Source organism: Pseudoduganella sp. OTU4001, from assembly GCF_038440195.1.
Taxonomy (GTDB): Bacteria; Pseudomonadota; Gammaproteobacteria; order Burkholderiales; family Burkholderiaceae_D; genus Rugamonas.
The window spans coordinates 14048-27918 of sequence record NZ_JASATG010000034.1 but is presented as its reverse complement, the minus strand read 5'-3'; the positions used below and the strand labels follow the sequence as shown (position 1 = coordinate 27918).

Sequence of the window (13871 nt, the reverse complement as noted above, 5' to 3'; positions counted from 1 at the left end):
GACCCGCAGGGTCAGACACCTTCGCTGAGGCAAGCGAATTAGAAGTCTTTTTCAGGCAGGGATATGGAATTTTCGGTCGAGAACTGATAGTCCTTGAACACGTGTTCCGCCGTCAGCAGCTGGTAGGAACCGTCCGGCTTCTTGAACGAGGTGTCCTTCAGGCGGTAGGTGTAGTGGCCGCAAGTCCAGCAGTTGAAGTTGCGCATGTGCGTGCACAGGCAGGTCTTGTCCATCACCTTGATGCCCTTGTCGCTGCCGCCATTGGCCACCACTTCGCGGTTGTACGAATTGATGTAGGCGCAGTTGCCGGTGGCATCCAGCAGGTAGCCGTAGGATTCGCAGCCCGGACGGATGCCGGCGCCGATCGCAGGGGTCTGCTTCAGCATGCGCATCGGGTAGCCGGTCGGCGAAATGCCGTTGACGATCACGTCGTCTTCGGTGGCTTTGAAGTATTCCTGCTTGACGTCGTCCGGCAGGCCGCATTCCTTGGTCACGGTGAAGCGGGTCGCCACCTGCACGCCGGCCGCACCCATCTCCAGGAAGGACACCGCATCGCTGCCGGTGAACACGCCGCCCGCGGCGATCACTGGCACGTCCAGGTTTTCAGCCTTCATGTAGTCCAGGATCTCCTGCACGATCTTATGCAGGTCGAATTCCTTCCAGTCCTCCAGGCCGAAGCCCAGGTGGCCGCCGGCCAGCGGGCCTTCCACGATCACGTAGTCGGGCAAGCGGTCCAGCTTCTGGTTCTTGCGCAGGAAGATCTGCAGCGCGCGCACGGACGACACGATGATGCCCAGCTTCGCTTCGCGGAAGCGCGGGTGGTCGGCCATCAGCGCGAAGGAGCCGAAGTGCAGGCCGGCCGACAGGGTGATGCCGTCGATGCCGGCATCCAGCGCCGCGTTCAGGCGGGTGCGCAGGGTTTCCTTCGGACCGTTCATGGTCAGCTTTTCCATGCAGTTCACGAAGATCAGGCCGGGGCCGGTCTTGCGCTGCATGGTGTCGCCCACGTGGCGGCGCTGTGCTTCCGCCAGGCGGCCCAGGTCGAACTGCACCTCGGACTTGTCCATGTTGTTAATGTTGTGCTTGTACAGCTTGGTCTTGTCCTTGACGAAGGTGGTGTCGAACTTGCGGTCCGAGACATCCTCCACCATGGCATCGGAAATATGGCCGATGCCGCCAAGGCGCGCCGCTTCCAGCGCCAGTTCGGTCGTGGAGATATCCACGCCCATCCCGCCGATCATGATTGGCACATACTCTTTGTCGCCAAACTTGAGGCGGAAATCGTCAACACGTTTCATTACAGTCCTTCGATCAATCGCGGAAATTATTGAATTCCAGGGGCGTGTCCGGCACGTCCTTGCGCAGCAGCTGCATGGCAGCCTGCAGGTCGTCGCGTTTCGCGCCGGTGACGCGTACGGTGTCGCCCTGGATTGCGGCCTGGACCTTCATCTTGCTTTCCTTGATGACCTTGGTGATCTTCTTCGCGGTCTCGGAATCGAGACCGTTCTTCACCTTGATGACCTGCTTGACTTTGTCCCCACCAATTTTCTCGACCTTGCCCTCGTCCAGGAACCGTACGTCGACCTTGCGCTTGGCCAGCTTGTTGGTCAGCACGTCCTTGACCTGGTTCAGCTGGAAGTCCGAATCGGCGGTCACCGTCAGTTCATCATTTTTTTGTTCGACGGCGGCGCCGGTGCCTTTGAAGTCGAAACGGGTTTCGATTTCCTTCTTGGCCTGGTCTACGGCGTTGCGTACTTCGATCATGTCCGCTTCGGACACAACGTCAAACGATGGCATATTCTTTCCTTTACAATGAAGCAACCGCATTAGAGTGCGGTTTCTAAAGAAGCGACATTTTAACGGACAAACAAGCGAACGCTCGGTCGTTTTTGTCACTATTGCACTATAATCGAGCAAATACTTGATCTGCCCATGCCTTTTCGCGATTTAATCCAGCACGACTTCCCACTGAAGCATTTAAATACTTTCAGAATTGATGTACACGCCAAACATTACCTGCGCGTGACATCGCTGGAAGTGTTGCGCGATGCGTTAGCAGATCCGCAACTGGCCGCCATGCCGCGCCTGGTGCTGGGCGGCGGCAGCAACCTGCTGCTGACGCGCGATTTCCCCGGCCTGGTGCTGCATATCGCGCTCGAGGGCCGGGAAATCCTGGCCGGTACCGCCAGCCACCGCCATGTCCGCGCCGCCGCCGGCGAAAATTGGCACGATTTCGTGCAGTGGACGCTGGCGCAAGGCATCGGCGGGCTGGAAAACCTGTCCCTGATCCCGGGCACTGTGGGCGCAGCACCGATCCAGAATATTGGGGCCTACGGGGCGGAAACCAAGGATTATTTCCTGGCGCTGAAGGCGTTCGACCCGGCCAGCGGCGCGGTGCGCGAAATGGACGGCGCGGCCTGCCGCTTCGCCTACCGCGACAGCGTGTTCAAGCACGAGGGGCGGGAGCTGATCATCCTGGACGTGACCTACGCCTTGCCGCGCGACTGGCAGCCCAACCTGCGCTATGCGGAGCTGGCCAATGCCGTTGCGGAGCAGGGCCTGGCTTCGCCGGCGCCGCAGCAGGTGGCCGACACCGTGATCGCAATCCGGCGCCGCAAGCTGCCCGACCCGGCGCAAATTGGCAATGCCGGCAGTTTCTTCAAGAATCCCGTGGTCAGCGCCGAACACTGCGCGCGCCTGCTGGAGCAGTTCCCGACCCTGGTGCACCACCGCCAGGCGGATGGCAGCGAAAAGCTGGCCGCAGGATGGCTGATCGACCAGTGCGGCTGGAAGGGCCGCAGCATGGGCGCGGCGGGCGTCTACCCGAAACAGGCGCTGGTACTGGTCAATAACGGCGGCGCCACCGGCGCCGAAGTGAAAGCGCTGGCCGCCGCCATCCAGGCCGACGTGGCGGCCCGCTACGGCGTGGCGCTGGAGCCGGAGCCGGTCTTTATCTAAGCTTTGACGACGTTGTTGCGGCCGTTGGCCTTGGCGGCGTAGAGCGCGCGGTCGGCGGCGGCGACCAGCTCGTCCCAGTTGAAATGCTTGTCCGGCACCATGGTGTGCACGCCGACCGACATCGTCAGCACGCCATATGGGGCGGCTTTGGTATTCTCGATCTTCAGGTTTTCCAGCTGGCGCTGGCAGGCTTGCGCCACGCTCATGGCGCCGTCGCTGTCGGTTTCCGGCAGGATGATGGCGAATTCTTCGCCGCCGTAGCGCGTGACCAGGTCGGCCGGGCGCTTCAGGTTCTCGGTCAGCACCGCAGCGACCTTCTTCAGCGCCAGGTCGCCGGCCTGGTGGCCGTAAGTGTCGTTGTAGTGCTTGAAGCAGTCGATATCGACCATTAGCAGCGACAGCGGCGTCTTGTCGCGCTGCCCGCGCTGCCATTCCAGCACCAGGTTTTCGTCGAAGCGGCGGCGGTTGGCGATGCCGGTCAGCGCATCCAGCGCGGCCAGCTTTTGCAGCTCCACGTTGGCGGCGGCCAGCTTCTGCTGGCTCTCGCGCAGGAAGCGGAACGCCTGGTCGCGCTGCAGGCGGTTGATATGGGCGTTGGAGTGGTAGCGCACGCGCGCCAGCAGCTCCAGGCGGTCCGGCAGCTTGACCAGGTAGTCGTTGGCGCCGACGGCAAAGCCGTGCGCCTTGAGCTTGGGGTCTTCGCGTGCGGACAGCACGATGATCGGCACATGCGCCTGCGCTTCTTCGGCGCGGAAACGGCGGATCAGTTCAAAACCGTCCACCTCGGGCATGACCAGGTCCTGCAGGATGACGGTAGGTTGCAGCGAATTGGCGCAAGCCAGTGCCTCGCGCGCATCGGTGGTGAAGTGGAATTCGATATCGTCTTCGCCGGCCAACATGCGCCGCACCGCTTCCACGATAATCAGTTGATCGTCCACCAGCAGCACACGCACCTTGAAGTTGGTCAGGCTTGGTTCGGTATCCAGGTTCAAGGTGAGTACGTCAGACATCGCATTCTTTCAAATCAGTTTGCCCCCGATCGTACTTCGCAGGAAAGGACCGATCCTGTCGAGGGGCAGGATGGTTTGTGCGGCGTCCAGTTCGATGGCGGCGCGCGGCATGCCGTACACGGCGCAACTGGCCTGGTCCTGGGCGATGGTGGCCTTGCCGGCGCGCCGCATGGCCAGCATGCCTTCGGCGCCGTCGCGGCCCATGCCGGTCAGCAGCACGCCGACCGCGTCGCCGCGCCAGTGCTGCGCCACGCAGTTAAAGAATACGTCGACCGAGGGTCGGTAAGCGTAGTCCTTCGGGTTGGCATCGTAACCCAGTTGATACTTTTCATCCAGTACCAAGTGGTCGTTGCTCTTGGCGACCATTACCACGCCGCCCTGCAGGGCAGTGCGGCCTTCGATGGCGCGCACTGGTACCGCCAGCTGTTCTGATAACCATTTGGCAAAATGGTCGGCGAAGTTTTCGTCGATGTGCTGGACAACCACGACGGCGCAATTGGGCGGCGGCGTCCAGCCGGCCAGGATCTTCGCCACCGCCATCGGGCCGCCGGTGGAGGCGCCGATGGCGACCAGGGTATCGAGCGTGCCGGCCGGCGTATCGTGGCGCACGGCGTCGCGGCGCGGCGACATGGACTGGCTGCCGCCGCTATGGCGTATCAGCTTGTCCATGGTCTTGATCTTGTGCAGCAGCTCCGCGTCGCCGCCTTGCTGCCCTTGCAGTACCGGGGTGGCCGTGACATCGAGCGCGCCGGCGCCCAGGGCGCGGAACACCTGGTTTACGTTGTCCTGCGGGCGCCCGGTGACCACCAGGATGGCGCACGGGCATTCGTCCATGATGCGGCGGGTGGCTTCGACCCCGTCCAGCTCCGGCATGTTCAGGTCCATCAGGATCAGGTCGGGGCGGTCGGCGTTGCATTTTTGCAGCGCTTCCAGTCCGGTGCGGGCGATCCACGCCACCTGGTGCTCCTGGGTGCTGGCGACCACGCGGCGCAGCGCCTCCGCGGCCATCGGCACGTCGTTGGCGATGGCGATTCTCATCGGTAGGCGTCGCCGATCAGGTCGGACACGGCATCGAGCAGCGTCTCGTCGTGGAAGCTGCCCTTGGTCAGGTAGTAGTCGGCGCCGGCGGCCAGGCCGCGCGCGCGGTCTTCCGGCCGGTCTTTGTAGGATACGATCATCACGGGCAGTTTGTGCAAGTTCAGGTCTTTCTTGATCAGGTTGACCAGCTCGATACCATCCATGCGCGGCATGTCGACGTCGGTGATGACCAGGTCGTAGTCGCCGCTGCGCACCACGTTCCAGCCGTCGATGCCGTCAATGGCGATGTCCACTTCAAAGCCGCGTCCCACCAGCAGCTTCCGCTCCATTTCGCGCACGGTGAGCGAATCGTCCACGACAAGGATGCGTTTCATTCTACGCCGTCCGGCGTGGTCTGCGCGCGTGAGTTGGTGCAAGCCGCCTTCCTGCAACAGCTTTTCGATCGAAAGCAACAGGTCGGGCACATCCAGGATCAGCACAGGTTCGCCATCGTCGAGGAGGGCGGCGGCGGAAATGTCGCGCATTTTGCCGAAAATCGGGTCGATGGCCTGCACCGCCAGGCTTTCCTCGCCGCGGATGCGGTCCACCACCAGGGCATAGCGGCGCGTGCTGCCGCCAATGACCACGACCGACAGTTCTTCCTGCTGCTCCATCTCGCCCAGCTCCAGCAGGTGGGCGGCGCCGACCAGGCCAAGGTGTTCGCCGTTGTGGTCGAAGAACTGCTTGTTTTCCAGCGTGTGCACGGCGCTTTGCGCCACTTTGACGATGCGTTCGACCTTGACGATGGGGATGGCGTAGGCCTCGCCTTTGACGTCCACCACCAGGGCGCGCACGATCGATTGCGTGAGGGGCAGGGTGATCGAGCTGCGGAAGCCCTTACCCAGTTCGGACTCCACGCGCACCGTGCCGTTTTGCTGGCGGATGGTGTCGTGCACGATGTCCAGGCCCACGCCGCGCCCGGAAATCTCGGTAATGCTGCCTTTCAGGCTGAAGGCGGGCAGGAACAGGAACTCCATCAACTCGGCCTGCGACATATTGGCCACCATCTGCTCGGTGGCCATCTTGCGTTCGATCACGGTGCGGCGGATCTTGTCCGGATCGACGCCGCGTCCGTCGTCGCTGATTTCGATGTTCAGCATGCCGGCGCGGTGGCGCGCTTCCATGATGATGCTGCCGGTGGCGGGTTTGCCGGCGGCCAGGCGCTCCTGCGCGGTTTCCATGCCGTGGTCGACGGCGTTGCGCAGCATGTGGTTGAGCGGGCTTTCGATGCGCAGCAGGATATCGCGGTCGACCAGGGTGTCTTCGCCTTCGATCTGCAGCACCACGTCTTTGCCAAGGCTGCGCGCCAGGTCGCGCACCATGCGCGGGAAGTGCTGGATGCCGTCGCGGAACGGGCGCATGCGCAGGGACAGCACTTCATCCACCATGTTTTCCGAGCCGGTCAGCAGGCGCCGTTCGTAGTTTTCCATGTCGGTGATGTGCTCCAGCATGAACTGCTTGAGCGGCTGGCTTTTCTGGATCGCCAGCAGGGCCTTTTCCTTCAGCGCCGGCTCGCTGGCGGTGGAGGCGGCGTCCATCAGTTCTTCCAGCACGGCGAACAGGGCGGCCTGGTTGCGCTTGTGGCGCTGCATGCCCTGGATCAGGGGATGCAGCTGGTGCGCGTTGATGCGCGCTTCGCTGGCCAGGGCCAGCAGGCGGTCGAAGTTCTGCGCGTTCTTCATCGGCGGCAGGCTGCGGCCGGGGATGCCCGGTTCGGCCGCGGGTTCGGAGGCCGGTTCGGCGGCTGGTGCGGGGCCGGGCACGCTGTCCGGTGCGGCCGCCAGCGCGGGTGGCGGGGCAAAGGCGCTTGGCATTACGAGCGGCTCGGGCAGGAAGGCGATGCCCTGCACCTCGTTCATGGTCTTGCCGATCTGCGCCGCGTTGGCGGCCAGCCAGGCATCCATGTCGCCGTTGATGCGCGAACACTGCACGATCAGGTCCACGCCTGCCAGCAGCGCATCGACGCGGTTCGGCGTCAGTTTGAGCTTGCCCGCCTGGGCCGCGATGAAGGCGTCCTCCATGCCGTGCGCCAGCTGCACCACCATGTCCAGGCCGACGATGGCGGCGGCGCCCTTGATCGAGTGGGCGGCGCGCATCATCGGCTCGATGTCGGAAGGATCGTTGCGGCGTTCGAACGCCAGCAGGCCGTCGGTCAGGATCTGGGTCTGGCTGTCCGCCTCCATGCGGAACAAGTCCAGCATGGAGAACTGGCTCAGGTCGTCCTTCTTGTCGGTCATCGCAGCGTCCTCGCGAGTTGGTAGCCAAGCAGGCTGTCGTCCAGGCAGCCGACCTGCATGTCCTCATGCGGCAGCACGCCGGCCAGGAAGCGCTCGATGCCTTTGTTGATGGTGGCAGCGGGCGGTTTCAGTTCGGCGGCGGCGTAGCGGATGATGCCGTGCAGTTCCGCCACCGGCAGGGCGTAGGTCTGGTCTTCCCAGCGCACCAGCAGCATGCGGGCGAAGGTATGGCGGCCGGCGCGCGCCTCGCCGCCTGTTTCGTCGATGCCGAGCAGGTCGGCCAGCGAGATGCAGGGATACAGCTTGCCGCCGGCATTGACCACGCCGCGCAGGCCGCGCGCGCTGCGGTGCGGCAGGCGGTGCGGGATGGCTTTCGGGGCGATCTGCTGGAACATGGCGGTGGGCAGGGACAGCCATTCCCGGCCGATGCGGAAGGTGACGCAGGAGCTGTCGTGGCGCTGGCCTTGATCTTCGGCTGCGCGGAAGTGCTCGGCCCATTCGCGCATATAGCCGGGGCTGACGGGGCGCTGCAGGTTGCGCACGGCGGCGTTGGCGTACACCTCGCAGTTGCGGCAATGGACGGCCTGCTCCAGGATCGGGCAGCTATGGTCGCCGGCGATGCCGATCCGGTTCCAGCAGGCGTCCAGTTCTTGGATGTGGTCTGTCATGGTCTTTTCTGGAATGCGCGTGCGGCACGCGCTTTCAGGGTGGCGGCTGCGCTGCGGTTACCGCTTTGCTCCTGCAGCAGGGCCAGGTGACACAGCGCTTCGTAATGGTCGGGCTGCAGGTAAAGGCAGCGTTTCAGTTGTGCTTCCGCCTCGGCGGGCTTGCTGGCGGTTTCGGCCAGCAGGCCGAGGATGAAGTAGGCGTCGGCTGATTCGGGCTGCTGGGCGAGATATTCGCGGCAGGCGGAATCCGCTTCCACCAGCTTGCCGGCGTCGGCCAGGGTCCTGGCGTGCTTGAGCAGGGATTCGTCGCCGGCGGCGATCAGCGGTGGCGTTGCTGCTGCTCCGGCGCCCTGCGGCTTGCCAGAGCCCGGCTTGCCCGCCGCCTGGCCGCCGCGCCCTGCGAGGCCACCGGACGCCGCAGCGCCACCCGACATCGCGCGGGCGCCTGCAGTCGCCGCGCCGACTGATGTCGTCAAGCCGCCGGATTGTGCCGCGCGGCTGTTCGCCCTGGCGCGGGCGGTGAGGCTTTCGGAAGCGGCCGGGCTGCCTGGCATGGCGCGCGGGGTGGCGCGGCGGTCGGGGGCGGGGCGGGCGGGCGGGCCGGGCTGGCGGATGTCCTTGCGCAGGGCGAATGCCTGCCGGTGCGGCAGCGGCGCAAAGCCGTTGCGGACGAAGGACGGCACCTCGGCATACCCCGCCAGCAGCATGCCATCATCCGCCAGGTGCGAAGACAGGCGCTCAATCGCCGCCGCCGTGGTCGGCTCGTCGAAATAAATCAGCAGGTTGCGGCAAAAGATCACGTCATACTGCCGCGCGCTCCCCAGCGCCCCCTCCAGGATGCTGCCCTGCGCGAACCGGATGCGCGCCCGCAGCGCGTCATTGATGCGGAATTCGTCGTCGCCCAGGCTGGTGAAATAGCGGTCGCGGAACGACAAGTCCCGCGCGCGGAAAGCATTGCGGCCATACACGCCGGCCTGCGCGCGCGCAACGCAGCCCGCGCTGATATCCAGCGCATCGATCATGAACGATTGCGGCGGCACGCCGGCATCGCACAGCGCCATCGCCATCGAATAAGGTTCTTCGCCGCCCGCGCAGGGGACGGAGAGAATGCGGATGATGTTGGCGCCTTCGGCCAGCCGCCGCCGCACCTGGTCCACCGCCGCGACAAAGGCCTGCGCATCCCGGAACAGCCACGATTCTGGCACCACCACCAGCTCCACCAGCTCGCGCAGCTCGGCTTCGTCCAGCGCGTCCACATAGGACTTGCGCACCGGCTGCCCGGTTGCGTCCATGCGCCGCTTCACCGCATGTTCGACGGTGCTGCGGGCCAGGTTCAGGCCAGTCAAGCGGCGCAGGGTGGACAGGACCTTCATTCAGCCGCCGCCTCCGCCGGGAATAGCCGCGCGCGCAGTTCGGCCGGCAGCAGGGCGTCCACGTCCACCAGCTGCACCAGGCCAAGGGCGTCGCCCGCCACGCGGCCCAGGAAAGGGGCAGCCTGCACGCCGCTCGGCGCCAGCTCCTGCTCCACAACGTTCTGCACACCCTGCACGCGCTCGGCCATCAGCCCCAGGGCATGCAGCATGCCGCCCGGCGTGCTGTAATCAACCACCATGATGCGCGTATCAAAATGCTGGCGCGCCGGCGGGCCGCCGCTGATACGCGCCAGGTCGATCACCGGCACCGGATCGCCGTGCAAGTTCATCAAGCCCGCCACACTGTCCGGCGCCAGAGGAATGCCCTTCAACTCCAGCAAGGGCAGCACGCGCCGCACCTGCCGCAACGGCAGGCCGTAGCGGTCGGCGCCAATGTGGAAGACCAGGACCTTCATGAAGTCACGGAGAAAGTGGCCACGCTCGATTGCAGGTCGCCCGCCGCATATTGCAGCTGGTGTACCGCCTCGCTGGTGGCCTTCAGCGATTCGACGGTTTGCTGGGTGGCATCGTTCAGCTGCATCATGGTCTCGGTGATCTGCTGCGCGCCGACCGCCTGCGCCTGCATGCCCTGCAGCACGGCGTCGAACTGCGGCGCCAGCTTCTGCACCTGGTCCATCACGCCGGACAGCTGGTCTGTCACCTGGCGTACCTCGCCCACGCTGCGGCGGATCTCTTCCGAGAACTTGTCCATGCCCATCACGCTGGCCGATACGGCGGACTGCATTTCCTTGAGCATCTGCTCGATATCCCAGGTCGAGACCGAAGTCTGGTCGGCCAGGCGACGGATCTCCGTCGCCACCACCGAGAAGCCGCGTCCCGCCTCGCCGGCCTTTTCGGCTTCAATGGCGGCGTTCAGCGACAGGATATTGGTCTGGTCGGCCACTTTGGTAATGGTGGTCAGCACCGAATTGATGTTGGACGCCTTCTCCGACAGCGCCGCCAGCTTGGCGTTGATCGAATCGGTCGCGTTCACCATGTTCTGCATGGTCTGGTCCATGCGGCGCAGGTTGCCCTGCGCATCGGAGGTGGCGGTGGTGGTGTAGTCGGCCACCGCAGTCGCTTCCTCCATGGTCTTCAGCAGTTGGGAAGTGTTGGAGGAGATTTCCTTGGTGGTGCTAAGTACTTCGACCGAAGTCTGGGCCTGCTCGACGCCGGTCGCTTCCTGCTGCTTGGCCGATGCCGCGATCTCGGTGGCGGAGGTGGTGACCTGGATGCCGGCGCGCTGCACATTGGTCAGCAGCCCACGCAGGTTGTCGAACATTTTGCCCAGCCCATCGCCCAGTTGGCCGATGGCGTCGTTGCCGCCGACCGTGATCTTGCCGGTCAGGTCGCCGCCGGCGGCACGCGACACGGTCTCCAGCAAAGAGTCGACTTTGGCGCGCAGCGCATTGGTCTGCGCCAGCTCGCGCTCGATCCCGTCCTGCAACTGCTGCGCCATCTTGTTGACGTCCTCGCCCAGGCGGCCCATCTCGTCGCGGGAGGCGATGTCGACGCGTGCCCCCAGATCACCGGCGCCCAGGCGGGCCAGGATGGTGGTCAGACCGGACAATGGACCGAGGATGGCGCGCGCCAGCAAATACGATACCAGCAGCGACAGCGCCACCACGGCGGCACCGCCGACGGCGAACAGGTTGCCCTGGGTCTCCTGCAAGCCCTGGCCGGTGGCGAAGCGCTCGGTCTGCAGGCGCAGTTCCTCTTGCGACGCCTCTTCCAGCAGGTCGCGGCCCCGGCGGCGCACCTGCACGGCCTCCTTCAAGACCGATGACTGGCCGACCGCGTCGGCGGCGCCCTTGCTGTCGCGCAGCTCCTTGCGCAAATCGACCTGGCGCTGGATGTGCACGTCGGCCCAGTTCAGCATGATGCTCTGGGCGCGTTTCAGGCGCTCCTGCTGGCGCGGGTTGTCCGTGGTCAGGCGCAGTACCTTGTCCAGGTGCTGCTTCATTTCTTCGTAGTGTTCCTGCTTGGAAGCCAGGTAGGACTCGTCGCCAGTCAGCAGGTAGCCGCGCGTATCGTTCTGGATCTCGAGCGAGGCGGAGTAGACATTTTCCAGTTGGATCAGTACGTCGGCCGTGTGCTTGTCCCAGCGGTTGGCTTCGGACAGGCGGTTGAAATTGTTATAGGCCAGAATCAGCAGTAGCAAGATGATTGCGACTATGGTGCCGAAGCCGATATAGAGTTTGTTCTTGACGCTCAGATTGTTCATGCGCTGGTCTCCGGGGAGGATGGCTTTATTCCAAGGCAATGTAACAAAAAAAACGGGCCGCGCAAAGCGGCCCGTCATAGGGGAGGCGGGACAGGATTACTGGCCGCGCTTATTGCGTGCGTTGGCAGCGATGCGCATGCGCAGCGCGTTCAGCTTGATAAAGCCGCCGGCATCGGCCTGGTTGTAGGCGCCGCCGTCTTCGTCGAAGGTAGCGATGGTCTGGTCGAACAGCGAATCGGTCTTCGAATCGCGCGCCACAACGATCACATTGCCCTTGTACAGCTTGACGCGTACCCAACCGTTTACGGTGGCCTGGGTGTGGTCGATCAGGGTTTGCAGCGCGACGCGCTCCGGCGCCCACCAGTAGCCGTTGTAAATCAGGGAAGCGTAGCGTGGCATCAGGTCGTCCTTCAGGTGGGCCACTTCGCGGTCCAGGGTGATCGACTCGATGGCGCGGTGCGCCTTCAGCATGATGGTGCCGCCAGGGGTCTCGTAGCAGCCACGCGACTTCATGCCGACGTAGCGGTTTTCCACCAGGTCCAGGCGGCCGATGCCGTGCTTGCCGCCCAGGCGGTTCAGCTCAGTCAGGACGGTGGCCGGCGACATGCGCTTGCCGTTCAGGGCCACGATGTCGCCCTTTTCGAATTCGATGTCCAGGTATTCTGGTTGGTCTGGCGCAGCTTCCGGGCTGACGGTCCAGCGCCACATCGATTCCTCGGCTTCGGCGCTTGGGTTTTCCAGGTGGCGGCCTTCGAAGGAGATGTGCAGCAGGTTGGCGTCCATCGAGTATGGCGCGCCGCCGTTCTTGTGCTTCATGTCGATTTCGATGCCGGCGTCTTCCGCGTACTTCAGCAGCTTTTCGCGCGACAGCAGGTCCCACTCACGCCATGGGGCGATCACGCGCACGCCTGGCTTCAGTGCGTAGGCGCCCAGCTCGAAGCGAACCTGGTCGTTGCCCTTGCCGGTCGCGCCGTGCGAGATGGCGTCGGCGCCGGTCTGGTTGGCGATTTCGATCAGGCGCTTGGCGATCAGCGGACGCGCGATCGAAGTGCCCAGCAGGTATTCGCCTTCGTACACGGTGTTGGCGCGGAACATCGGGAACACGAAGTCGCGCACGAACTCTTCGCGCACGTCGTCGATGAAGATGTTCTCAGGCTTGATGCCGAACTTCAGCGCCTTGGCGCGTGCCGGCTCCAGCTCTTCACCCTGGCCCAGGTCGGCGGTGAAGGTCACGATCTCGCAGTTGTAGTTATCCTGCAGCCATTTCAGGATCACGGAGGTGTCCAGGCCGCCGGAGTAGGCGAGGACTACTTTTTTAACGTCGCTCATAACAGTTCTCGTTCAGGTGTAATTAGTTGATCTTGCCAAGCAGCAGATATTCGATCAGCGCTTTTTGCACGTGCAGGCGGTTTTCGGCTTCGTCCCACACGACCGATTGCGGGCCGTCGATGACTTCAGCGGCGACTTCCTCGCCGCGGTGGGCGGGCAGGCAGTGCATGAACAGGGCGTCCGGTTTGGCGCGCGCCATCTTCGCGGAATCCACGATCCAGCCGTCGAAGGCTTTCAGTCGCGCGGCGTTTTCTTCTTCGTAGCCCATCGAGGTCCAGACGTCGGTGTTGACCAGGTCTGCGCCTTCGCAAGCGTCGGACGGGTTGGCGAAGAAGGTGAAGCGGTCGGTCGATACCAGCGACATGTCCATATCGTAGCCGTGCGGCGTCGAGACATTGACGTGGAAGCCGAATACTTCGGCCGCCTGCAGCCAGGAGTACAGCATATTGTTGGCGTCGCCCACCCAGGCCACGACCTTGCCCTTGATCGAGCCGCGATGCTCGATATAGGTGAAGATGTCGGCAAATACCTGGCATGGATGGTGTTCGTTGGTCAGGCCATTAATCACCGGCACACGTGAATGGGCAGCGAAACGCTCGATGATGTCCTGGCCGAAGGTACGCACCATGATGATGTCGCACATGCGGGACATGACCTGGCCCGCATCTTCCACCGGCTCGCCGCGGCCCAGCTGCGAATCGCGGGTGTTCAGGTAGATGGCGGCGCCGCCCAGCTGGTGCATGCCGGCCTCGAAGGACAGGCGGGTACGGGTCGAGTTCTTGTCGAACACCATGACTAGGGTGCGGTCGATCAGCGGGTGGTAGATCTCGTAGGCTTTGAACTTGCGCTTGATTTCGGCCGCGCGGGCGATCACATATTCGTACTCTTCCAGGCTCAGGTCGTTGAACTGGAGGTAGTGCTTGATCTTTTTAGGTGGTATAGACATCTTTGCAAAG

At 64.0% G+C, this 13871-nt stretch carries 12 protein-coding genes; 1 reads left to right on the top strand and 11 read right to left on the bottom strand.

The genetic code is table 11. The features are described 5' to 3' along the window. Positions 1-38: 38 nt before the first annotated feature. Positions 39-1298, bottom strand: coding sequence for a nitronate monooxygenase (locus AAHE99_RS22380; protein WP_342119576.1), 1260 nt, complete (start codon positions 1296-1298; stop codon positions 39-41). 13 nt (positions 1299-1311) lie between these two features. Then, positions 1312-1797, bottom strand: a complete 486-nt coding sequence (locus AAHE99_RS22375) for a YajQ family cyclic di-GMP-binding protein (protein ID WP_342119575.1) — start codon at positions 1795-1797, stop codon at positions 1312-1314. A 135-nt stretch (positions 1798-1932) separates the two neighbouring features. Between AAHE99_RS22375 and murB the strand changes: the two genes are divergently transcribed. After that, entirely contained in the window at positions 1933-2958 is a 1026-nt protein-coding gene (gene murB / locus AAHE99_RS22370) for a UDP-N-acetylmuramate dehydrogenase (RefSeq protein WP_342119574.1), read from the top strand. Here the strand turns inward: murB and AAHE99_RS22365 are convergent. From AAHE99_RS22365 to argF, 9 genes are all read right to left on the bottom strand, one after another. Next, on the bottom strand, positions 2955-3968 hold the full coding sequence (locus AAHE99_RS22365) for a diguanylate cyclase (protein WP_342119572.1): 1014 nt from the start codon (positions 3966-3968) through the stop codon (positions 2955-2957). The genes murB and AAHE99_RS22365 overlap by 4 nt on opposite strands. A 9-nt stretch (positions 3969-3977) precedes the next feature. Beyond that, positions 3978-5006: a chemotaxis-specific protein-glutamate methyltransferase CheB gene (gene cheB / locus AAHE99_RS22360; protein ID WP_342119571.1), complete on the bottom strand. Its 1029-nt coding sequence runs from the start codon at positions 5004-5006 to the stop codon at positions 3978-3980. Beyond that, positions 5003-7282 carry a hybrid sensor histidine kinase/response regulator gene (locus AAHE99_RS22355; RefSeq protein ID WP_342119569.1) on the bottom strand — a complete coding sequence of 760 codons (2280 nt, stop codon included), beginning with the start codon at positions 7280-7282 and terminating at the stop codon, positions 5003-5005. Before AAHE99_RS22355 ends, cheB begins: the two co-directional genes overlap by 4 nt. Beyond that, positions 7279-7950: a chemotaxis protein CheW gene (locus tag AAHE99_RS22350; protein WP_342119568.1), complete on the bottom strand. Its 672-nt coding sequence runs from the start codon at positions 7948-7950 to the stop codon at positions 7279-7281. Before AAHE99_RS22350 ends, AAHE99_RS22355 begins: the two co-directional genes overlap by 4 nt. Next, complete coding sequence (locus AAHE99_RS22345; RefSeq protein WP_342119567.1) at positions 7947-9323, bottom strand: CheR family methyltransferase; 1377 nt, start codon at positions 9321-9323, stop codon at positions 7947-7949. The genes AAHE99_RS22350 and AAHE99_RS22345 overlap by 4 nt, the downstream gene beginning before the upstream one ends. Continuing rightward, positions 9320-9778: a chemotaxis protein CheW gene (locus tag AAHE99_RS22340; protein ID WP_342119566.1), complete on the bottom strand. Its 459-nt coding sequence runs from the start codon at positions 9776-9778 to the stop codon at positions 9320-9322. Before AAHE99_RS22340 ends, AAHE99_RS22345 begins: the two co-directional genes overlap by 4 nt. After that, on the bottom strand, positions 9775-11586 hold the full coding sequence (locus AAHE99_RS22335) for a methyl-accepting chemotaxis protein (protein WP_342119564.1): 1812 nt from the start codon (positions 11584-11586) through the stop codon (positions 9775-9777). The genes AAHE99_RS22340 and AAHE99_RS22335 overlap by 4 nt, the downstream gene beginning before the upstream one ends. Positions 11587-11682: 96 nt before the next feature. After that, a complete protein-coding gene (locus AAHE99_RS22330) occupies positions 11683-12915 on the bottom strand; it encodes an argininosuccinate synthase (protein WP_342119563.1) in 1233 nt (410 codons plus the stop codon). A gap of 22 nt (positions 12916-12937) precedes the next feature. Beyond that, the gene (argF, locus tag AAHE99_RS22325; protein WP_342119562.1) at positions 12938-13861 is read right to left on the bottom strand and encodes an ornithine carbamoyltransferase; all 924 of its coding nucleotides are present in this window, start codon (positions 13859-13861) and stop codon (positions 12938-12940) included. Positions 13862-13871: the final 10 nt, after the last annotated feature.